We start from the raw sequence: 19,993 nt of genomic DNA, 5'->3' as shown, positions 1-19,993 counted from the left end.
CATCACTCGACATCGAACCTGTCCCTCAGCCAGTCGCCCGCGAGACTCACGGCGATCACCGTGAGGGTCAGGACGATTCCCGGAAATGTTGTGATCCACCACGCAGACGAGAGGTACGGCTGCCCGAGAGCGAGCAGCTGACCCCAGTCGGGGATGTCGGAGCGCACGCCCAGGCCGAGGAAGCTCAGCGAGGCGGCCGCGACGATCGATGTTCCGACCGTGACCGTGGCCATCACCACGGACGGCGCGAGCGAGTTGGGAAGGAGGTGACGCCACAGGATGCGCCACGGCGAGAAGCCGACGGAGTCGGCCGCCTCGATGAACAGGCGCGCGCGCACGGTCATCGCCTGGCCGCGCATGACACGGGCGAATCCCGGCACGGCGGCGATCCCGACGGCGATGATGAGGTTGTTCGTGGAGGCCCCGAGGCCGGCGGCGATGATCATCGCCAGCAGCACGCCGGGAAAGCACATCAGCATGTCGATGAAGCGCCCGATCACCATGTCCGCCGCGCCGCCGGCGTAGCCGGCGACGAGGCCGAGCAGGGTGCCGACGGCGAACCCGAGCGCGGTCGCCGTGAGGCCGATGACCACCGCCATCCGTGCGCCGTACGCGAGGAGGGTGACGATGTCCCGGCCGTAGTGGTCGCTCCCGAGCAGGAAGCCGTCGACTCCGGGTGCCCGCAGCGCCTGCGCAGGGTCGAGGGCCGTCGGATCGCCCGACGAGAACACGCCGGGCGCGATCGCCGCGAGCAGGACGACGGTCAGCCAGACGAGCGCCGCGCCGAGCACGACGACATCCGGCCCGAACCTGCGACGTCTCCTGGTCGTCGTGAGCGGGACGGTGAGCGGATCGCCGATGACTGCGGTAGCCATCACATCACCTCCGCGGGCTCGGGCTGGGCGCCTGCCGCCGCACCGTGTGCGTCGAGCATCCTGCGGAACATCTCGGGGAGGTTCTCGTCATCGAGCGGCTCGAACACAGGAATCGGGTCCGGCGCGAACTCCCGGCCCCGCGCCACGATGAGCCGCAGATCGTGCAGCACCGAGATGTCCTCCCGCGGGTCCCCGGCCACGGCGAGCAGGTCGGCCGACAGCCCCGGGGCGATGCTCCCCGCGAGGTGATCGATGCCCAGGACCCGAGCCGAAACCGACGTCGCGGACAGCAGCACGTCACGCGGCGACATCCCGGTCATGAGCATCGCCTCCAGTGCCGAGATGAACGCCCAGTGGGGGTTGTCGTCGATGCCGGAGTCGGTCGAGGCGATGATCGTCGCGCCCTCGCGGTAGAGGTCTCCGAGCGCGAAGCGGCGCCACGGCATGAGCCGCATGAAGTCCTTCATACGCGCCGAGCACGTGGGCGAGACCGCGGTGTTCGAGGCCGCGATCGCGCGGCCGAGCTCCTCGTCGTACCCGTCGGAGCCGTCCTGCGTCTGGAACGAGCAGTGCTCGATCGTGTCGACGCCCGCCGCGAGTGCCCGGCGGATCCCCTCGACGCCGTGCGCGTGCGCCGCGATCGTCTTGCCGAGCCGGTGCGCCTCGTCGACGGCGATCGCGAGGTCGTCCTCGGGGAACTGGGCGTGCCACGGCGCCGACCCCGGGGTCATGTTCCCTCCGGTCGACATCACCTTGAAGCAGTCGACGCCTCCTTTGTGGAGAGAGCGGATCATCCGGCGCATCTCGTCGGGGGAGTCGACCTCCCCGTTCATGAACCAGCAGTGCCCACCGGTGACCGTGATCGCCGGGCCCGCGATGAGCATCCGCGGCCCTTCGGCGGTGCCGTCGAGGATGGCGTCGCGCACGTCGACGCCGAGAAGGTCGCGCGAGCCGAGATCGCGGGCGGTCGTGACTCCTGCGCTCAGCAGTTCGCGGGCGCTGCGGAGCATGGTGGCGACCTGCCGTGCGTCGTTCTCGGCCATCATGCGTTCGACGGGGTGCGGACCCCCATCGAAGCCGAGGTGGACGTGGGCGTCGATGAGGCCGGGGAGCACGGTGAGATCGCCGAGGCGGACCACATCGACGCCGCCGTACTCCACGGGGAGGTCGGCCTCGGCTCCGACCCAGGCGACCCGATCGCCGTCGATGACGACGGCTCCGTCCTGCAGCGTGTCGAGCTCCGGCCCCGTCAGGACCTTCGCCGCGGTGATGATGCGCATTCGGGCTCCTTCCTACTTGCCCACGGTCGATCGCACACGCGGATCGATATAGGCGTACGAGATGTCGACGATGAGGTTGATGATCACGTAGAGGCAGGCGATGACGAGCACGATGCCCTGCACCATCGGGTAGTCCTGTCCGTTGATGGCCTGCACGAGGCTCTGGCCGATGCCCTGCCGCGAGAACACCGTCTCGACGATCACCGCACCCGCGAGGAGGGCGCCGAGCTGCAGGCCCACCACCGTGACGGTGGGGATGACGGCGTTGCGCAGCACGTGTGTGCCGACGACGACCCTGCGGCGCAGACCCTTGGCGTAGAGCGCGGTGACGTAGTTCTCGCCCAGCACCTCGATGACGCTGTTCCGCACCACCCGGGTCACCGTCCCCGCGGCCGACAGGCCCAGCGTGATCGCGGGCAGCACGAGCTGCGCGAGCGAACCGGATCCGGTGGCCGGCAGCACCCGGAGTCCGAAGGCGAACACCATGATCAGCAGCAGGCCGAGCCAGAATGACGGCATCGAGGTGTTGATGAGGCTCAGCACGCGAATGAGCGCGTCTCCGACCCCGCCCCGGCGGATTGCGGCCAGGACCCCGAGCAGGATGCCGATCACAGCCGAGACGGCCGCGGCGGCTAGGGCGAGCTGCAGCGTATGCGGAAGCTGCTGCGCGATCGTCGCCGAGACGGGCTGCCGGGTAGCGTAGGAGGTGCCGAAGTTCAGCGTCAGTGCGTCGGTGAAGAAGATCCAGAACTGCTCGATCAGCGGCCTGTCGAGGCCGAATTGTCTGCGCAGGTTCTCGATCGTCTCGGGGGTGGCATCCGCGCCGCCCAGGATCACGGCGATCGGATCCCCGGGCAGAAGCCGAAGGGTGACGAAGATGATCACCATGACCCCGAGTAGCGTCGGGATCGCCGCGCCGATCCGGGAGAGAAGAACGTAGGGCACGGTCGTCTCCGGGTCAGCCGGCCAGGTAGGCGTCGAAGAAGATCGGGTATCCCTCGGGGTCGAACCGCACTCCCTCGAGCCCGTTCAGCGCCAGCGTGTATGTCGGGACGTAGATGCCCACGGACCGGGCATTGTCGACCACCTCGTGCTGGAGCTCCGAGATGACCTCGAGGCGCTCGTCGCCCGTCGCCGACTGGCTCCGTGCGGCGAGCTCGGTCACCTCCGGGGCGTCGGTGTGGCTCAGGTTGAAGCCCGTCTGTCCCGGCGTCGGGATAAAGCGCGGGTCGTACATCTGATACAGGACGTTCGGGTCGACAGCGACGAGCGAGAGGCCCGCGATGTCGTACTCACCGTTCTGCGCCATCGCCTGCCCCTCGGCGGTGGCGAGGAACTGTACGTCGACGTCGAAGCCGACAGCCTCCAGGTTCGCCTCGAACAGGGTGGCGAGATCCTGGCGCTTCTCGCGGTTCGGCGTGTACTCCATGTACGTGACGGTCAGCGTCTCGCCGTCCTTCGTCCGCACGCCGTCGGAGCCGAGCTCCCAGCCGGCCTCGTCGAGCAGTTCGCCTGCCTGCCGGGCGTCGAACTCGAACGAGCCCTCGATGGAGTCGTCGTAGCCGATCGTGGTGGGTGAGAGCGGACTCCACGCGCGCTCGTAGGTGCCGAGGTAGAGCGACTTCACGGCCGAGTCGATGTCGAGAGCAGCGCGTGCGGCTTCGCGCACGAGCGGGTCGGCGAACACGCGGTCGGCATTGAAGTGCAGCTGGTATGGGGCGCCGGACTGCTGCTGGGCGATGAACTGCATCGACGGATCGGCCTCGAGTGCCGCGACCTCCGTCTCGGGCACGTTGCCGATTCCCTGCACCTGGCCCGAGCGCACCGATCCGATCCGAACGGTCGCGTCGGCGATGATCTGGAACGTGAGTTTGTCGAGGTACGCGGAACCCGCGTGCTGCGCGTTGCCAGGCGCCCACGCGTAGTCCTCGTTCTTCGTGAGCACGATGCGGTCCTGCGGCGTGTACGACTCGAAGACGAACGGACCGGATCCCGTCGGCTTGATGAGGTAGTCGGCGGGATCCACAGCGGCGGCGGCAGTGGGGGAGTTCATGCCGAGGAACGGCGAGGTGAGGTTGTTGAGGAAGGCAGTGAACGGCGACGAGAGCGTCACGGTGGCGGAGAACTCGGCGGTCGCCTCGCACGACTCGTACGGCCCGACGAGCCCGATCGCGTAGATCGAACCGGCGGCAGGATCGACGATGCGGTCGAGATTGAAGCACAGCGCCTCGGCGTTCCAGGGGGTGCCGTCCCAGAAGGTGACGTCATCACGCAGGGTGAAGTCGTAGGAAAGGCCGTCCTCGCTGGCGCTCCACTTCGTTGCCAGCCAGGGCTGCAGTTCGCCCGACTCATCCAGGTACAGCAGGGAGTCGAACATCTGGCGCAGGACTCGGGCGTCCTGCGCGGCGGGGGTGACGTTCGGGTCGAACCCGAAGAAGGCGCTGTCGACCGCGAAGACGGCTTCGCCTCCGGAGGTCGGCTCACCCGACGGGGTGGCGCCGCCGGCGGTCTCCCCTCCTTCGGCACTGCCGCCGGCGCAGCCGGCGAGGAGGAGCAGCGAGGCGACTGTGAGCGCGGGGACGATGTGACGACGTGTTGCCATGGTGACCTCCGGGACGAGGGAGCAGGAACTGTCGGGGTTTTTCGACGTGGCGTGTGACGCTAGCAACGCCGTGTTGATGCGTGCAATTGTGTGTTGAAACATGCAACATGGAGTTGACACGGCCGAAACAAGAGGTGCGACATGCTGTCTGCATCCCGAAGGAGGACCATGACCGACACCCGCATACAGGCGGTCACAGCGCCCGACGACTCGGCGCCGGACGACGCCGCACTGCGAGGTGAGCGCGAGCGTCTCATCCGCGTGTTCGCCGATCTGGTCGAGCCGCTGGGTCGATCGCTACCATCGTCGATCGAGGTCGTACTCCACGATCTCGAGCGCCTGCCGAACTCGATCGTGGCGGTCCATGGCGATGTGACCGGGCGTCGCGTCGGGGACCCAGCGACGGATCTGCTGCTGCAGAAGGTCGCCAGTGGCGACTTCTCGCACGCGGTCGGCTACTCCACGCAGTTGCTCGACGGGCGATACCTGCGTTCGACCACGATGTTCCTGCGCGACAGCACCGGAACCGCCGTGGCCGCGCTGTGCCTGAACTCCGACGTGTCGGTGTGGCAGGCGCTCGGCAAGTTCGTCAGCGACATGGGGGGTCTCCTGGAGCCGGTAGCCAGCGCGCTGGGGGCGGAGCTCACGCCTGCTTTGGAGCACCCACCCGCACCCGAGGAGGTGTTCCCGCGCGACCTCGACGAGCTCGCGTCGCACCTGATCCACCAGGCGATCCTGGAGCAGAACGTGCCCGTCGACCTGATGCGCAAGGAGCACAAGATCGCGGTGGTGCGCACGTTGAAGGCCCGCGGGATGTTCATGCTGCGCGACGCCGTCGAGATGATCGCCACCTCGCTCGGCGTCACGCGTTTCACGATCTACAACTACCTGAACGAGCTCGACGGCGAAGCCGTGCCGAGCGTGACCGATTCGACCCCCAAGCGAAAGCGAGCGTCCCGATGACCACCATCGCAACCGAGGCCACCACCCCGTTCGACGCGATCACGGCAGAGGAGCTGCGCGCGGTGGGCAGTCTGAAGTGGTCGTATTTCCCGGGCAAGATCCCCGCGTTCGTGGCGGAAATGGACTTCGGCATCGCCCCCGCGATCACGCAGGCGCTCCACACAGCGGTCGACACCGGGGCGTTCGGCTACATGCCCCCCGCCATCGCCACGGCGATGAGCGAGGCCTTCTCCGGGTGGTCCAGGGCCCGGTACGGGTGGGAGGTCGACCCGGCGGACGTCAAGGCGATGCCCGACGTGATCGCGGCGCTCGAGATCGCGATCGACCACTTCAGCGCCCCGGGGTCGGCGATCGTGCTTCCCACGCCGGCGTACATGCCCTTCCTCACCGTGCCTCTCGCTCACGGTCGGCGTGTCATCCAGGTTCCGATGATCCGAACGGCCACGGGCTGGGAATACGACCTCGAGGCGCTGGACGCCGCCTTCGTGGATGGCGGCGGGCTGCTCGTGCTATGCAACCCGCACAACCCCATCGGACGGGTGCTGCGCCGCGACGAGATGGCGGCGATCGGCGAGATCGTCGATCGCCATGGTGCGCGCGTGTTCTCAGACGAGATCCACGCTCCGCTCGTCTATGACACCCCCCACGTGCCGTACGCCTCGGTGAACCAGATGACGGCCGGGCACACGATCACCGCGACATCGGCCTCGAAGGCCTGGAACCTGCCCGGGCTCAAGTGCGCCCAGCTGATCCTCACGAACGACGCCGACCGCGCCTACTGGGAGGAGAACGGTCGCGCGTTCGGACATGGGGCGGCGAACCTCGGCGTCATCGCCAACACGGCCGCCTACACGGCGGGCGGCCAGTGGCTCGACGGCGTGGTGGCGTATCTCGACGGCAACCGGCACCTCCTTGGCGAACTGATCGCGGAGCACCTCCCCGGCGTCGGGTACACCGCACCCGAGGGCACGTACCTGGCCTGGCTCGAGTGCCGCGAACTTGGGATCAACGGCTCCGCAGCGGAGTTCTTCGCCGAGCACGCGGGCGTCGTCACGACGGACGGAGCCATGTGCGGCGACGGGGCGGAGACCGCCGTGCGCTTCAACTTCGCCATGCCGCGCCCCATCATGGTCAGCGCGATCACCGCGATGGGGGAGGCGCTCAGGGCGCGCTGACGTCGTCGCATCGGGGCCGACTCCTCCGCCCGTGAGGCGGCCGCGATCCGCCGGGCGTCAGGACGTCGCGTCAACGTGCGCGCGGGCGGCGTCGCGCACGGCGTCGAGCGATCCCGTGTCGACGGATCCTGTCTCGGCCTCGCCGACTGCCTCGGAGGTGGCGAAGTTGTGTACGACCTCCACGAGGTCGAGGAGGAACTGCGCGCGTCCGGCGGCGTCCAGGGGCTTCAGTTGCTGTTCGATCTCTGCGGCGAGCATTGTGTCGAGTGCCATGGCAGCGACGTTACGACCGCACCGGGCGCCACGCGAGGGGGTTGCGCTCCGCGTCGCGCCCGGTCAGCCGTCGGTCTCCGTCTGAGGCTCAGGCCTGCGGCACCGGTCGCGGCCCCCATAGAGCCGCGGCCGCGACCGCGGCCATGATGACCGCGAGCACGCCGCACGTCGCGCCGAAGCCCAGGGGTGCGAGCCAGGTGACCACGAGCGGCGCGAGCGTCGCACCCGCGCCGACGAGCAGCGCGTAGCCGGCCATGCCCGCGCCGCGCGCCGGGCCGCTCGCGATCCCGACCATCTGCACGACCGCGGGAACCGCCACCGCGATCCCGGCGACGAACAGCGCCGTGCCGACGAGCACGAGCCACAGCGGCCCGCTCGTGGCCTCCAGCGCGAGGCCGACGGCGCCCAGCGCGAACGCCAGCGCGGCAGTGCGGTACGCGCCCCAGCGTGCGATGAAGGTCGCGGCGAACGCGCCGAGCACGATGCCGGGCAGTCCCGGCAGGCGGGCGAGCAGCGCGCTGACGGTGTCGGTGATGCCGAACTGCGCGCCGTGCTGCTGCAGCGCGGCGTACATCCCGACGAGCAGCAGCAGGAACGACAGCGCCGCGGCGTACGGCGGCAGCATCGCCCGGCGGCGGAACATCGCGACCGCCGCTCCCAGCGCGGTCGACAGCCGCGGCGCGTGAACCGCGCGGGCGACCGGGGGAAGCGTCGACACGACGGCGCCCATGACCGCGAGCAGAAGGGCGAGGGTCCAGAAGGCCCAGCGCCATCCGAGGCTCGCCTCGAGCGCGAGACCGTACGCCTGCCCCGCGATCGCGGCGAGCGGGAAGCACGCCGAGATCACGGCGATGCCCGTGACGCGGCTTCCCTCGGGCAGTAAGCGGGCGACGTAGGCGAGCGAGACCGACGGCACCGCGGCGGCGAAGGCTCCCTGGGCGACGCGGGCGGCGACGAGCCAGGGCAGCGAGTCGGTGGCTCCGGCCGCAGCCGTGGCGATCGCCGCGCCGACGAGGCCGAACGCGATGACGCGGCGCGGATCCACGTGATCCGACAGCGCGGGGTAGATGAAGCTCGCCAGCGCGAACGTGATGCCGAAGCCGCTGCCGATCCACGCGGCGGCCGACAGCGTCGCGCCCCACTCGGCGGTGAGGACGGGAGTGATCGGGATGGTGATGTAGATGAGGGAGACGACCGCGAGCACGGCGATCCCGAGCGCCGTCACGATGGCGGCGGGGTGCGAGACGGCGACCCGGCGAGCCGGGGCCGGAACGGTGGTGGTGGACATGCTCTCCATTTCCAACGGATACGTTGGTGCTGACGTTACGCCGGTACATATCCAACGCGCAAGTTGGAATTGTAGGGTGGGGGAATGGCGTGGGACACCGAGGGCACACAGCGGAAGATCCTCGACGCCGCGCTCGCGGAGTTCACCGAGCACGGGCCGACCGGCACGACGATCGAGCGCATCGCGTCGCAGGCCGGCGTGAACAAGGAGCGGATCTACCACTACTTCGGCAACCGCGAGGCGCTGTTCGCGCGCGTGGTGCGCGACGAGAGCGTGCGCCTGACCGACAACGTGCTGTTCGATCCGGATGTCGACGACCCCATGGGCACCTACGCCGGGCGCATCTTCGACTACCACCTCAGCCGCCCGCAGATGGTGCGGCTGCTGCTGTGGGACAGCCTGTCGTCCGGCGGGGGAGCGACCGACGGCATCACGCAGGAGCACTACGACGAGAAGTCGGAACGGTTCGCCCGCGCGCAGGCCGCCGGCGCCGTCACGGATGCCCTCGAGCCCGGCGAGCTCGTGTTCGCGATCATGGCGCTCAACGCCTGGTGGTTCGCGGTGCCGCGCGTCGCCGAGCTCGCCTCGGGCCACGGCGTCGACGAGGCAGGCATCGCCGCGCGACGCGAGGCCGTGGTGAAGGCCGCGCGACTGCTCGCCCGCCGCGACCCGGCGTAGCCGGAGCAGCCCCAGCCCTCCGGGAGGGGGATGGCACCGCCGCCGCCCGCGCGCGACAATGGCCGCGTGCCCGAATCGCCCGAGGTGGATGCGCTCGCCGGATTCGTGCGGGCCAACGCGGTCGGACGCGTGATCCGCGAGGTGGACCTCGAGGAGTTCCGCGCGCTGAAGACCCGCGCCAGGCCGCTCACCGAGCTGAGCGGCCGCACCGTCGCGGGAGTGCGATGCTTCGGCAAGCACGTCGCGATCGACACGGATGGCTCCAGCCTGCTGATCGGCTTCGGACGCGCCGGCTGGGCGCGCTGGGCCGAGGAGCCGGCGCCGGATCCGGATGACGCGCCGCCGGTGATCGTGCGCGTCCGGTTCGAGGACGGCGCCGAGCTCGCCCTGACCGACGCGGGCGACTGGCTGTCGCTGAACGTCTCGGTCACCGAGGACGCGACGAGCGAGCCGTCCGTCGCCAAGCTCGGGCCGGATCCGCTCTCCGACAGGTTCACGCGCGAGGCGTTCGACGCGATCGCGAAGGGCCGGCGCAAGCAGCTCAAGGCCCTGCTGCAGGAGCAGGAGTCGCTCGCCGGCATCGGCAACGCGTACTCGGACGAGATCCTTCACGCGGCCAAGCTCTCGCCCGTCGCGCACGCGGCATCCCTCACCGACGCCGAGCGGGGCCGCCTGTACGCCGCGATCCGCGACATCCTCGGCGGCGCGTTCGCCGCCCGCCGCGACGTGCCGCTCGACCGGCAGAAAGCCGAGAAGGTCGCCGCGATGCGCGTGCACGGCCGCACGGGCGAGGTCTGCCCCGTGTGCGGCGACGAGGTGCGCGACGTGCCGGCGTCGAAGGGGAACGCGCAGTACTGCGCGACGTGCCAGACCGGCGGGGTTCCGCTCGAGGGGTGACCGGGGCTGTGCCCAGGGGCGGGGTGGCAGACTCGACAGGATGACCTCCACCCTGCTCGACGCCGTGCGCTCGACCGACGGCTCCGCCGACGGCATCTACGACGCCTTCGTCGCATGGGCGGGGGAGCGGGGGCTCAGCCTCTACCCGGCGCAGGACGAGGCGGTGATCGAGCTGGTGTCGGGAGCGAACGTCATCCTCGCCACCCCGACCGGCACCGGCAAGTCGCTCGTCGCCATCGCCGCCCACGCCGTGGCGATGGCAGAGGGCGGACGTACGTATTACACGGCGCCGATCAAGGCCCTCGTGAGCGAGAAGTTCTTCGCCCTCGTCGACATCTTCGGCGCCGAGAACGTCGGGATGGTCACGGGCGACTCGTCCGTGAACCCGGATGCGCCGATCGTGTGCTGCACCGCGGAGATCCTCGCGAACCTCGCGCTGCGGCAGGGCGCGGACGCGGACGTCGCGCAGGTCGTGATGGACGAGTTCCACTACTACGGCGACGCGGACCGCGGCTGGGCCTGGCAGGTGCCGCTGCTGCTTCTTCCGCGCGCGCAGTTCCTGCTGATGTCGGCCACGCTCGGCGACACGAGCGAGATCGAGGCCGACCTCCGGCGGCGCACCGGACGCGAGACGACGCTCGTCGCCGGCGCGGAGCGTCCCGTGCCGCTTCACCACACGTATGAGAAGCGCGCCGCGCACGAGCTCGTCGAGAAGCTGCTCGAGGAGCACGAGACCCCGATCTACATCGTCCACTTCTCGCAGGCCGCGGCGATGGAGCGGGCGCAGGCGCTCGCGAACGTGAAGGTCTCCACACGCGAGCAGCGCGACGCGATCGCCGAGGCCATCGGCGGGTTCCGCTTCACCACCGCCTTCGGCAAGCAGCTGTCGCGCCTCGTGCGGGCGGGGATCGGCGTCCACCACGCCGGCATGCTCCCGCGGTACCGGCGCCTCGTCGAGACCCTCGCGCAGCGCGGCCTGCTGCGCGTGATCTGCGGCACCGACACCCTCGGCGTCGGCATCAACGTCCCCATCCGCACGGTGCTGATCTCGGCGCTGTCGAAGTACGACGGAACCCGGATGCGCCGCCTCTCGGCGCGCGAGTTCCACCAGATCGCGGGCCGCGCCGGGCGGGCGGGCTACGACCCCTACGGCAACGTCGTCGTGATGGCCCCGGATCACGAGATCGAGAACGAGCAGGCGCTGCGGAAGGCCGGCGACGACCCGAAGAAGCTCAAGAAGGTGCAGCGGAAGTCGGCGCCGGCCGGGTTCGTCTCCTGGAGCGAGGCCACGTTCGACAAGCTCGTCGACGCGATTCCCGAGCCGCTGACCCCGCAGCTGCAGATCACCTCGGCCATGATCATCAACGTCATCGGCCGCGGCGGGGACGTGTTCGGCAACGTCCGCTCGCTCGTGTTCGACAACCACGAGCCGCGCGCGCGGAAGTACGCGCTCGCCCGCCGCGCCATCGCGATCTTCCGCACGCTGCGCGATGCCGGCATCGTCGAGGTCACGCCCGCGGGGGACATCCGGCTCGTCGTCGAACTGCAGCCGAACTTCGCGCTCAACCAGCCCCTGTCGCCGTTCGCGCTCGCCGCGATCGAGCTGCTCGATCCGGATGACGCCCCCGGCGCCGCGGGAACCGGTCACTACGCGCTGGATGTCGTGAGCGTGATCGAGGCGACGCTCGACGACCCGCGCGCCATCCTCAGCCAGCAGGAGTTCAAGGCGCGCGGCGAGGCCGTCGCCGCGATGAAGCGCGAGGGGATCGAGTACGACGAGCGGATGGCGCTGCTCGAGGACATCACGTACCCGAAGCCGCTCGACGAGCTGCTCGCGCAGGCCTTCGAGGTGTTCGCGACGAGCCAGCCGTGGGTGCGCGACTTCGAGCTGAAGCCGAAGTCGGTCGTGCGCGACATGTTCGAGCGGGCGATGAGCTTCGCCGAGTTCACGAACTGGTACCAGCTCGGCCGCAGCGAGGGCCTCGTGCTGCGGTACCTCAGCGACGCGTACCGCGCGATCCGGCAGACGGTTCCCGCCGAGGCGCGCACCGAGGAGCTGCTCGACATCATCGCGTGGCTCGGCGAGCTCGTGCGCCAGGTCGACTCGAGCCTCGTGGACGAGTGGGAGGCGCTCGTCTCGGGCGCCGACGCGCACGGATCGGACGAGGCCGCTGCTTCTGAATCGATCGTGCCTCCCGCGCCGCCGTCCCTCGTGCAGAACCGCCGCGCGTTCACCGTGCTCGTGCGCAACGAGCTGTTCCGCCGCGTGCAGCTCGCCGCGCGCGAGGCCGACGACGAGCTCGTCGAACTGGATCCGGATGCCGGCTGGCCCGAGGCGCTCGACGCGTACTACGACGAGCACGAGTCGATCGGCATCTCGGGCGCCGCGCGCTCGCCGCAGCTGTGCCGGATCACCGAGCACGGACCGGACGGCGACCGCGAGGCCTGGACGGTCGAGCAGGTCATCGACGACCCGGCGGGAAACCACGACTGGCGCATCCGCGCCGAGGTCGACCTCGCCGCGTCGGCCGAGGCAGGTGCGGCCGTTGTGCACGTGACCGAGGTCGTGCGGCTGTAGTCGCCGCGGGGGATCAGGCGGGCAGCGGCTGCGCGCCGATCACCGACAGCAGGCGCAGCTTCTCGTGGCTCTCGGTGCCCGGAGCCGCGGTGTAGACGAGCAGCGCGTGCGACTGATCCGGATCCAGCAGGCGCTGGCACGTGAGCTCCAGCAGCCCGAGCTGGGGATGCATGAACCGCTTGACGTCGCGGGGCCGAAGGCCGACCTCGTGGGCGTCCCAGGCCCGGCGGAACTCGTCGCTGCGCTCGAGCAGCAGCGCGGCGAACTGCGCGGCGCGCGAGCCGGGGCCGCGCAGCGCCGCGAGCTCGCGAAGCCCCGACGCGTACAGGCGGGTGAGGAAGGCGTGCTCCTCCGGCGCATAGAGCCGTCGCGCCGCCGGATCGGTGAACCACCGGTACCCGATGCTGCGCGCCGGCCCCTGCAGGCTCGCGGTGTCGCCGGTCAGCGCGACCCCGAGCGGCGACTGCCGCAGCGTCTCGCCGAGCTCGGTCACGATCTCGGCGGGCGTGTCGGACAGGCGGTCGAGCACCCGCAGCAGCCCCGGGCTGACGTGCTCGCTCGACGCGCCCCGCGACGGCGGATGCTGGCCGGCGAGCCGGTACAGGTGATCGCGCTCGTCGAGCGTGAGGTGAAGGCCCTGCGCGATCGACGCGAGCATCTGCGGCGAGGGATGCGGCCCGGTGCCGCGCTCGAGGCGCGCGTAGTAGTCGGTCGACATGTGACTGAGCGCCGCGACCTCCTCGCGCCGCAGCCCGACGGTCCGGCGACGCGACCCCGGGCGAAGGCCGACGTCCTCGGGCTGCAGCGCCTCCCGTCGGCTGCGCAGGAATGCGGCGAGCCCCGTCCGATCCATCGATCCCCCCATCGTCGGCTGCTTCGTTTCTACCCTGCCGTCGGTTCCTCAGCCAGGCATCGCCGGTCCACCCCTGCGCGCGGCTCGCCCCTCGGCCGGATGCGGATGGGTGAGGAGCGGATGCGCGAGGCACTGATCCGCGGGTCCTGGATGGCGCGCGCCGGGCGGCGCAGGATCGTCGAAGACCACAGATCCGCTCGAGAAGGAGCCGCCATGCCTCGCCCCATCGACATCACCGTGCCCGACCTGTCAGGGCGCCGCGCGCTCGTCACGGGAGCGAGCGACGGGATGGGCCTGCGCATCGCGGCCCGCCTCGCCGCGGCCGGCGCCGAGGTGATCATGCCGGTCCGCAACCCTGCGAAGGGCGAGAAGGCCGCGGCGACGATCCGCGCGCAGGTCCCCGGCGCCGCGCTCGTGCTGCGCGGCCTCGACCTGTCGAGCCTCGACTCGGTCTCGGCGCTGGCGGAGACGCTGCTCGACGAGGGGGGCCCCCTCCATTTCCTGATCGGCAACGCGGGGGTGATGACGCCGCCGGATCGCCAGACGACGGCCGACGGGTTCGAGCTGCAGTTCGGCACAAATCACCTCGGCCACTTCGCCCTCGTCGGGCGCCTGCTTCCGCTGCTGCGCGAGGGGAGGGCCCGCGTCACGTCGCAGATCAGCGTCGCCGCGCGCAGCGGCCGCATCAACTGGGACGACCACAACTGGGAAGGCCGCTACGACGGCCAGCGCGCCTACAGCCAGTCGAAGATCGCCTACGGACTGTTCGGGCTCGAGCTCGAGCGGCGCAGCGCCGCCCACGGCTGGGGCATCACCAGCAACCTCGCCCACCCGGGTGTCGCCCCGACGAGCCTGCTCGCCGCGCGCCCCGAGCTCGGCCGCTCCGCCGACACAACGAGCGTGCGGGTGATCCGGGCGCTGTCGGCGCGGGGCATCCTGCTCGGCACCGTCGAGTCCGGCGCGCTGCCGGCGCTCATGGCGGCGACCGACCCCGCCTCCCGGGGCGGCGCGCTGTACGGGCCCCGCGGGCTCGGCAACCTCGGCGGGGCGCCGGCCGAGCACGCGCTCTACCGCCCACTGCGCAGCGCCGACGACGCCCGCCGCGTGTGGGAGCTGTCGGAGCGCCTCACGGGGGTGTCGTTCCCGGCCGCGTGAACCGCGCCCCGCGGCGTCAGCCGGCCGGAGCGGGACGGAGCTTTCGCAGCCACGCCTCGGTCTGGCTGACGTGGGCGGCCGCCGCGGCCGAGGCGGCCACCGGATCGCGCGCCTCCAGGCCCCGCAGGATCGCGCGATGGCCGGCGTCGGAGAGGGACTTGACGGCGGCTCCCTCAGACGACGGGAACAGGTGATAGGCGCGCGAGCGCGCGCGCAGCACCCCGACCATCGCCGACAGCGCCTCGTTGCCGCCGAGTCGCAGGATGCGCATGTGGAACTCGTGATCGAGCTCCGACTGCCGCTCGTCGTCGGTGGTGGCCTCGAGCCTGTCGAGCAGCTCGCCGAGCCCGGCGAGCGTCTCGGGGTCGCAGCGGGCCGCCGCCAGCGATGCCGCGTGAGCCTCGAGCACGCGGCGCAGCTCGTACAGCTCCAGGATCGACTCGAGCGGCAGCAGCCCGACGGTGAGCGAGAGCGTCTGGATGATGTCGGATGCCCGGAGCTCGCCGACGAAGCTGCCGGATCCGCGGCGTGTGTCGAGCACGCCGAGCGCGGCGAGGGTGCGGATCGCCTCGCGGATCGAGCCGCGCGAGACGCCGAGCCGATCGCTCAGCTCGCTCTCGCTGGGAAGCCGGTCTCCGGGCATCAGCGAGCCGTCGGCGATGAGCGCCCGCACGCCGTGCAGGGCGGTTTCGACGGCGCTCAGATCGCTCATGTCTCCATCATCCCGGATCGGGCGGCTCGCTCCGTCTCGCGGCCGATTGTTTCGCCGATGTGAAAGCTGTAGGACAGATCAACGCCCAGCGCCACGAAACCTAGCGCTCCAGGAGCCTCTTATGCCATGGTTGTCCGACAACGTCTGGAAAGGTCGGAATGGACAAGCTCGACACCGTTCCCGCGCCGGCGGTGGCGCCCGTGCAGCTCACGGGATTCGCCCGCGCCCGCGACGCGTGGCCGCTCGATCCCGAGATCGTGCACCTCAACCACGGCTCGTTCGGCGCCGTCCCCACCGAGGTCGTGCGCTTCCAGGACGAGCTGCGCGCGGAGGGCGACCGCAGCCCGATCGGCTGGTTCCCGCGGATCGCCGAGTACGTCGCCGAGGCCCGCCGCGAGGTCGCGCCGTTCGTCGGCGCGAACGCCGACGACACGGCGTTCGTTCCCAACTCGTCCGCCGCCGCGACCGTCGTCTACAACAGCCTCCGCCTGGAGCCGGGAGACGAGATCCTCGTCACCGACCACGGCTACGGCGCGATCACGATGGGGGCGCGGCGGCTCGCGCACCGCTTCGGCGCGCGCATCCGCGTCGTCGCTCTCCCGCTCGCCGCGACCGCGGACCAGGTGGTCGAGGCCTTCCGCGCGGCCCTGACCGATGCGGTGAAGCTCGTCGTCGTCGACCAGATCACCTCGCCGACCGCCCGCCTGCTGCCGGTCGACCGGATCGCGGATCTCGCCCACGAGCGCGGCGCGCGCGTCCTCGTCGACGGCGCGCATGCCCCCGGCCTCGTCGCCGACGCGGCCGTCACGCGCGCGGACTGGTGGTTCGGCAACCTCCACAAGTGGGCGTGCGCTCCGCGTGGGTCGGCGCTGCTCGTCACGACCGCGCCCGACCGCGACGAGCTCTGGCCGCTGATCGACTCGTGGGGCGCCGACGAGCCGTACCCCGGGCGCTTCGACAGCCAGGGAACGCTGGACGCGACCGCCTACCTCGCCGCCCCGCGCTCGCTCGCGTTCATCGAGCGCGAGTACGGCTGGGACCGCGCCCGCCAGACGATGAACGCCCTCGCCGACCTCGGCGTCGAGACCATCGGCCGCGCGCTGCAGCCGCATGTCGCGGCTCCCGTCGCGACCGACGTGGCCATGCCGGTGCCGTCGATGCGACTCCTCCGGCTGCCCCAGGGCCTCGGTCGCGCCCGCGAGGACGCCGACGAGCTGCGGATGCGCCTGCTCGATCTCACCGGCATCGAGGCGGCCTTCACGAGCTTCGACGGCGTCGGCTACCTCCGCCTCTCCGTCCACCTCTACACGGAGCCGAGCGACTTCGACGCGTTCGTCGAGCGCGCCGTGCCGCAGATCGTCGCGCTCGCGCGCGAGCGACGCGGCGAGTGACGCCCCGCGGCATCCCCACCAGACCCCACCGATGCACCACCGAACCCCGAACGAGGCGACTCGTTCAGAGAAAGAGAGAAGTGAGATGAAGCGCACCCGCGTCATGCTCACGGCGAGCGCGGCAACCGCCACTCTGCTCGCCCTGACCGCCTGCTCCGGCGGCGGATCCGGCTTCGGCGAGGAGGGCGGCAAGGTCACCCTCCAGATGGTCGAGAGCCTCACCAACCCCGCCCGCACCGAGCTCATCCGCTCGCTGCTCGACCAGTTCGAGGAGGAGAACCCCGACATCGCCGTCGAGCTCGTCTCGCCCCCGACCGATCAGGCAGACCAGAAGATCCAGCAGATGCTGCAGTCGGGCACCGGCGTCGACGTGCTCGAGGCGCGCGACCTCACTGTCGGGCCCTTCAGCAACAACGGCTGGCTGTACGACATGTCGGATGACCTCGCCGACTGGGACGGCTTCGACGCCCTCACCGACAACGCGAAGGCGGTCGCCGAGGGCGGGTACTTCGTCCCCTACGGCTTCTACGGCCTGTCGCTGTTCTACCGCACCGACCTCGTGGAGGAGGCGGGCTTCGACGGCCCGCCGACGTCGTGGGAGGAGCTGCTCGAGCAGGCGTCCGCGATCCAGGACCCGTCGAAGAACGTGTACGGCTACGCGTTCCGCGGCGGCGCCAACGCGAACGGCAACGTCGTCGCCGCGATCGAGGCGTACGTGGTCGACGACCTCGACACCGAGGACGCGTTCAAGCTGAAGGACGGCTCGACGATCTTCTCGGCGCCCGAGGCGCAGGACGCGCTCGACACCTACTTCGCGCTGTTCGAGCAGGCATCGCCGCCGTCGGCCGTGTCGTGGGGCTACCCCGAGATGGTCGAGGGCTTCACGAACGGATCGACCGCGTTCCTGCTGCAGGACCCGGAGGTCATCGCGACGGTGAAGCAGTCGACGACGATCACCGAGGATCAGTGGACGACCGCCCCGCTGCTGACCGGACCGACCGGCAAGGCCGCGCAGCCGCTCGCCACCGCGGGCTGGGGAATCGCCGAGGCGAGCCAGCACAAGGAGGAGGCCGTCAAGCTCGTCGAGTTCCTCTCGAGCGAGGGCCCCGCGACGGAGTTCGCGCAGTCCAACAGCCTCGTGCCGATCGTCGCCTCCGCTGCCGACGACGACTTCTACAAGGAGGGCGCCTGGGCGAGCTACGTCACGATGACCGAGAACCCCGACACCTACATCAACGTCACGCAGCCGCGCGGCGTGAGCTGGTGGACCGAGTGGGCGCAGAAGGCCGACTCGGAGATCCAGCAGGTGCTGCTCGGCAGCATGACGACGACCGAGCTGCTCGAATCGTGGGACGCGTACTGGACCGAGAAGTACGCCTCGGCCGAATGAGCGCCTCGGCAGTGACCGGCGTCACGGCGCCCGACGCGGGTGACCGTGCGGGGCGGGGTCAGGCCCCCGCCCCGCACGGGCCGGCGCGCGGCGGCGGACCCGCCCGGACGCGGCGGCGGGTGTTCGCGCGACGGCACGCGCTGACGATCCTGGCGTTCCTCGCCCCCGCCATCGTGTTCGTGTGCTGGTTCACGTACTGGCCGATGGTGCAGGGCGCGCGCATGGCGTTCCACGACTGGAACCTGTGGGACCTGACGTCCACCCCCTGGGTCGGCCTGCAGAACTTCGCGACCGTGCTGGGCGATCCGGTGTTCCCCGTCGTGGCGGGCAACACGATCCTGTGGGTCGTCGGCTCGCTCGTGCCGCAGCTGGTGATCGGGTTCCTGATCGCGCTCGGGCTGCGCCGTCGGTTCCGCTTCCGCGGGGTGTACCAGGCGCTCGTGTTCTTCCCGTGGGCGGTGTCGGGGTTCCTCATCGGCATGCTGTTCCGCTGGATGTTCAACGCCGAGTTCGGCGTGGTGAACGACCTGCTGATGAAGGCCGGGCTGATCGAGGCGCCCCTGCCGTGGCTGGCGGATCCGACGCTCGCGATGACCGCGGTGATCGTGGCGAACGTCTGGTACGGCGTGACGTTCTTCGCGATCATGATCCTCGCGGCGCTGCAGTCGGTGCCCGACGAGGTGCTCGAGGCGGCGAGCCTCGACGGCGCGGGCAAGGCGCGCCAGCTGTTCTCGATCGTGATCCCCTACATCGCGACGACGCTGCTTTTGACCGTGCTGCTGCGGGTGATCTGGATCTTCAACTTCCCCGACATCATCTGGGCGATGACGCGCGGCGGCCCCGCCGGGCAGACCCACATCATCACGACCTGGATGATCGAGTACACGCAGCAGGGCAACTACGGGATCGCGAGCGCGATCGGACTCGCCGTGATGGCGCTGCTGTTCGTGTTCTGCGCGTTCTACCTGATGGCGATGAGGCGGGTGAGCCGGGCATGACCGTGACAGAGGTGCTGACAACGGGACGGGCGACGTCCCCCACCAGGCGGCCCGCGCGGCGGGTCACCGTCGGCGGGGTGATCAAGGTCGCGGGGCTCGCGCTGTGGCTCGTGATCACGCTGTTCCCGCTGTACTGGATCGTGGTGACGTCGTTCAAGGCGCCCGGATCCATCAACCGGTTCCCACTCGAGTACTGGCCGACCGAGCCGTCGCTCGACAACTACACGGGCCTGTTCGAGACCTCGGCCTTCGGGGTGTTCCTCGCGAACTCGGCGATCGTCGCGCTCGCCGCGGGCGCCACCTCGACGCTCATCGCGCTGCTGAGCGCGTACGTGCTTGCACGGTTCGAGTTCCGCAGCAAGGGCGCGATCCTGGCGGCCTTCCTGCTGACGCAGATGATCCCCACCTTCATCGCGCTGGGCCCGCTGTACACGATGCTCGCCGATCTGCGGCTCGTCGACTCCAAACCCGGGCTCATCCTGGTGTACATCGCGGTGTGCATCCCGTTCTCGACCGTGATGCTGCGCGGCTTCCTGGAGAACGTGCCGGATGCGCTCGAGGAGGCGGCGATGATCGACGGGTCGTCGCGGCTCGGCGCGCTGTTCCGCGTGATCGTCCCCGTCATGGCCCCCGGGATCGTGGCGGCGTTCATCTTCAACGTCGTCAACTGCTGGAACGAGCTGTTCCTGTCGGTGATCCTGATCAACTCCGACGCGAACAAGACCGTGCCGGCGGCGCTCAACGGCTTCATCTCGACGTTCAACGTGGCGTGGGGGCCGATGGCCGCCGCGGCCGTGCTGACGATCCTGCCGACGATGGTGCTGTTCGCGCTGGCGAGCCGCTGGATCGTCGACGGCCTGACCGCGGGGGCCGTGAAGGAGTAGG

At 70.4% G+C, this 19,993-nt stretch carries 18 protein-coding genes; 10 read left to right on the top strand and 8 right to left on the bottom strand.

What is annotated here, in order from left to right; translation table 11 throughout:
* Positions 1–2 precede the first annotated feature (2 nt).
* From ABD161_RS08065 to ABD161_RS08050, 4 genes are read right to left on the bottom strand one after another with little or no spacing between them, the layout of a single operon-like run.
* Complete coding sequence (locus ABD161_RS08065) at positions 3–875, bottom strand: ABC transporter permease (protein WP_344001376.1); 873 nt, start codon at positions 873–875, stop codon at positions 3–5.
* Positions 875–2,155 (bottom strand): amidohydrolase family protein, encoded by a 1,281-nt coding sequence (locus ABD161_RS08060; protein WP_344001374.1) that lies wholly within the window; start codon positions 2,153–2,155, stop codon positions 875–877. Before ABD161_RS08060 ends, ABD161_RS08065 begins: the two co-directional genes overlap by 1 nt.
* A 12-nt stretch (positions 2,156–2,167) precedes the next feature.
* Entirely contained in the window at positions 2,168–3,100 is a 933-nt protein-coding gene (locus tag ABD161_RS08055) for an ABC transporter permease (RefSeq protein WP_344001372.1), read from the bottom strand.
* 13 nt (positions 3,101–3,113) lie between these two features.
* The gene (locus ABD161_RS08050; protein ID WP_344001370.1) at positions 3,114–4,757 is read right to left on the bottom strand and encodes an ABC transporter substrate-binding protein; all 1,644 of its coding nucleotides are present in this window, start codon (positions 4,755–4,757) and stop codon (positions 3,114–3,116) included.
* Positions 4,758–4,925: 168 nt separating this feature from the next.
* Here ABD161_RS08050 and ABD161_RS08045 point away from each other — a divergent pair, with 168 nt between their 5' ends.
* Both ABD161_RS08045 and ABD161_RS08040 read left to right on the top strand, forming a co-directional pair.
* Positions 4,926–5,720, top strand: coding sequence for a helix-turn-helix transcriptional regulator (locus ABD161_RS08045; RefSeq protein ID WP_344001368.1), 795 nt, complete (start codon positions 4,926–4,928; stop codon positions 5,718–5,720).
* Positions 5,717–6,895: a MalY/PatB family protein gene (locus ABD161_RS08040; protein ID WP_344001366.1), complete on the top strand. Its 1,179-nt coding sequence runs from the start codon at positions 5,717–5,719 to the stop codon at positions 6,893–6,895. Before ABD161_RS08045 ends, ABD161_RS08040 begins: the two co-directional genes overlap by 4 nt.
* 57 nt (positions 6,896–6,952) lie before the next feature.
* On the opposite strand, the gene ABD161_RS08035 is transcribed toward ABD161_RS08040, so the two are convergent.
* A complete protein-coding gene (locus ABD161_RS08035) occupies positions 6,953–7,168 on the bottom strand; it encodes a hypothetical protein (protein WP_344001364.1) in 216 nt (71 codons plus the stop codon).
* An 88-nt stretch (positions 7,169–7,256) separates the two neighbouring features.
* Positions 7,257–8,465 (bottom strand): MFS transporter, encoded by a 1,209-nt coding sequence (locus tag ABD161_RS08030; RefSeq protein ID WP_344001362.1) that lies wholly within the window; start codon positions 8,463–8,465, stop codon positions 7,257–7,259.
* 75 nt (positions 8,466–8,540) lie between these two features.
* Here ABD161_RS08030 and ABD161_RS08025 point away from each other — a divergent pair, with 75 nt between their 5' ends.
* From ABD161_RS08025 to ABD161_RS08015, 3 genes are all read left to right on the top strand, one after another.
* Positions 8,541–9,134: a TetR/AcrR family transcriptional regulator gene (locus ABD161_RS08025; RefSeq protein ID WP_344001361.1), complete on the top strand. Its 594-nt coding sequence runs from the start codon at positions 8,541–8,543 to the stop codon at positions 9,132–9,134.
* Positions 9,135–9,200: 66 nt separating this feature from the next.
* Positions 9,201–10,031, top strand: coding sequence for a DNA-formamidopyrimidine glycosylase family protein (locus ABD161_RS08020; protein ID WP_344001359.1), 831 nt, complete (start codon positions 9,201–9,203; stop codon positions 10,029–10,031).
* A 40-nt stretch (positions 10,032–10,071) separates the two neighbouring features.
* Positions 10,072–12,609 (top strand): DEAD/DEAH box helicase, encoded by a 2,538-nt coding sequence (locus ABD161_RS08015; RefSeq protein ID WP_344001357.1) that lies wholly within the window; start codon positions 10,072–10,074, stop codon positions 12,607–12,609.
* 13 nt (positions 12,610–12,622) lie between these two features.
* Here ABD161_RS08015 and ABD161_RS08010 read toward each other — a convergent pair whose 3' ends face one another.
* Positions 12,623–13,462: a helix-turn-helix transcriptional regulator gene (locus ABD161_RS08010; RefSeq protein WP_344001355.1), complete on the bottom strand. Its 840-nt coding sequence runs from the start codon at positions 13,460–13,462 to the stop codon at positions 12,623–12,625.
* Positions 13,463–13,675: 213 nt separating this feature from the next.
* Between ABD161_RS08010 and ABD161_RS08005 the strand changes: the two genes are divergently transcribed.
* On the top strand, positions 13,676–14,617 hold the full coding sequence (locus tag ABD161_RS08005) for an SDR family oxidoreductase (RefSeq protein WP_344001353.1): 942 nt from the start codon (positions 13,676–13,678) through the stop codon (positions 14,615–14,617).
* Positions 14,618–14,633: 16 nt separating this feature from the next.
* Here the strand turns inward: ABD161_RS08005 and ABD161_RS08000 are convergent, their stop codons facing one another.
* A complete protein-coding gene (locus ABD161_RS08000) occupies positions 14,634–15,329 on the bottom strand; it encodes a FadR/GntR family transcriptional regulator (RefSeq protein WP_344001351.1) in 696 nt (231 codons plus the stop codon).
* Between the two features lie 158 nt (positions 15,330–15,487).
* Here ABD161_RS08000 and ABD161_RS07995 point away from each other — a divergent pair, with 158 nt between their 5' ends.
* From ABD161_RS07995 to ABD161_RS07980, 4 genes are all read left to right on the top strand, one after another.
* The gene (locus ABD161_RS07995; RefSeq protein WP_344001349.1) at positions 15,488–16,720 is read left to right on the top strand and encodes an aminotransferase class V-fold PLP-dependent enzyme; all 1,233 of its coding nucleotides are present in this window, start codon (positions 15,488–15,490) and stop codon (positions 16,718–16,720) included.
* 85 nt (positions 16,721–16,805) lie between these two features.
* Complete coding sequence (locus tag ABD161_RS07990; RefSeq protein WP_344001347.1) at positions 16,806–18,110, top strand: ABC transporter substrate-binding protein; 1,305 nt, start codon at positions 16,806–16,808, stop codon at positions 18,108–18,110.
* Positions 18,107–19,108, top strand: a complete 1,002-nt coding sequence (locus ABD161_RS07985; protein ID WP_344001345.1) for a carbohydrate ABC transporter permease — start codon at positions 18,107–18,109, stop codon at positions 19,106–19,108. The genes ABD161_RS07990 and ABD161_RS07985 overlap by 4 nt, the downstream gene beginning before the upstream one ends.
* The gene (locus ABD161_RS07980) at positions 19,105–19,992 is read left to right on the top strand and encodes a carbohydrate ABC transporter permease (RefSeq protein ID WP_344001343.1); all 888 of its coding nucleotides are present in this window, start codon (positions 19,105–19,107) and stop codon (positions 19,990–19,992) included. Before ABD161_RS07985 ends, ABD161_RS07980 begins: the two co-directional genes overlap by 4 nt.
* The last annotated feature ends 1 nt before the right edge of the window (position 19,993 follow it).

It is taken from the genome of Microbacterium paludicola (assembly GCF_039529675.1).
Taxonomy (GTDB): domain Bacteria; phylum Actinomycetota; class Actinomycetes; order Actinomycetales; family Microbacteriaceae; genus Microbacterium; species Microbacterium paludicola.
This window is presented reverse-complemented; position numbering and strand designations above follow the sequence as displayed.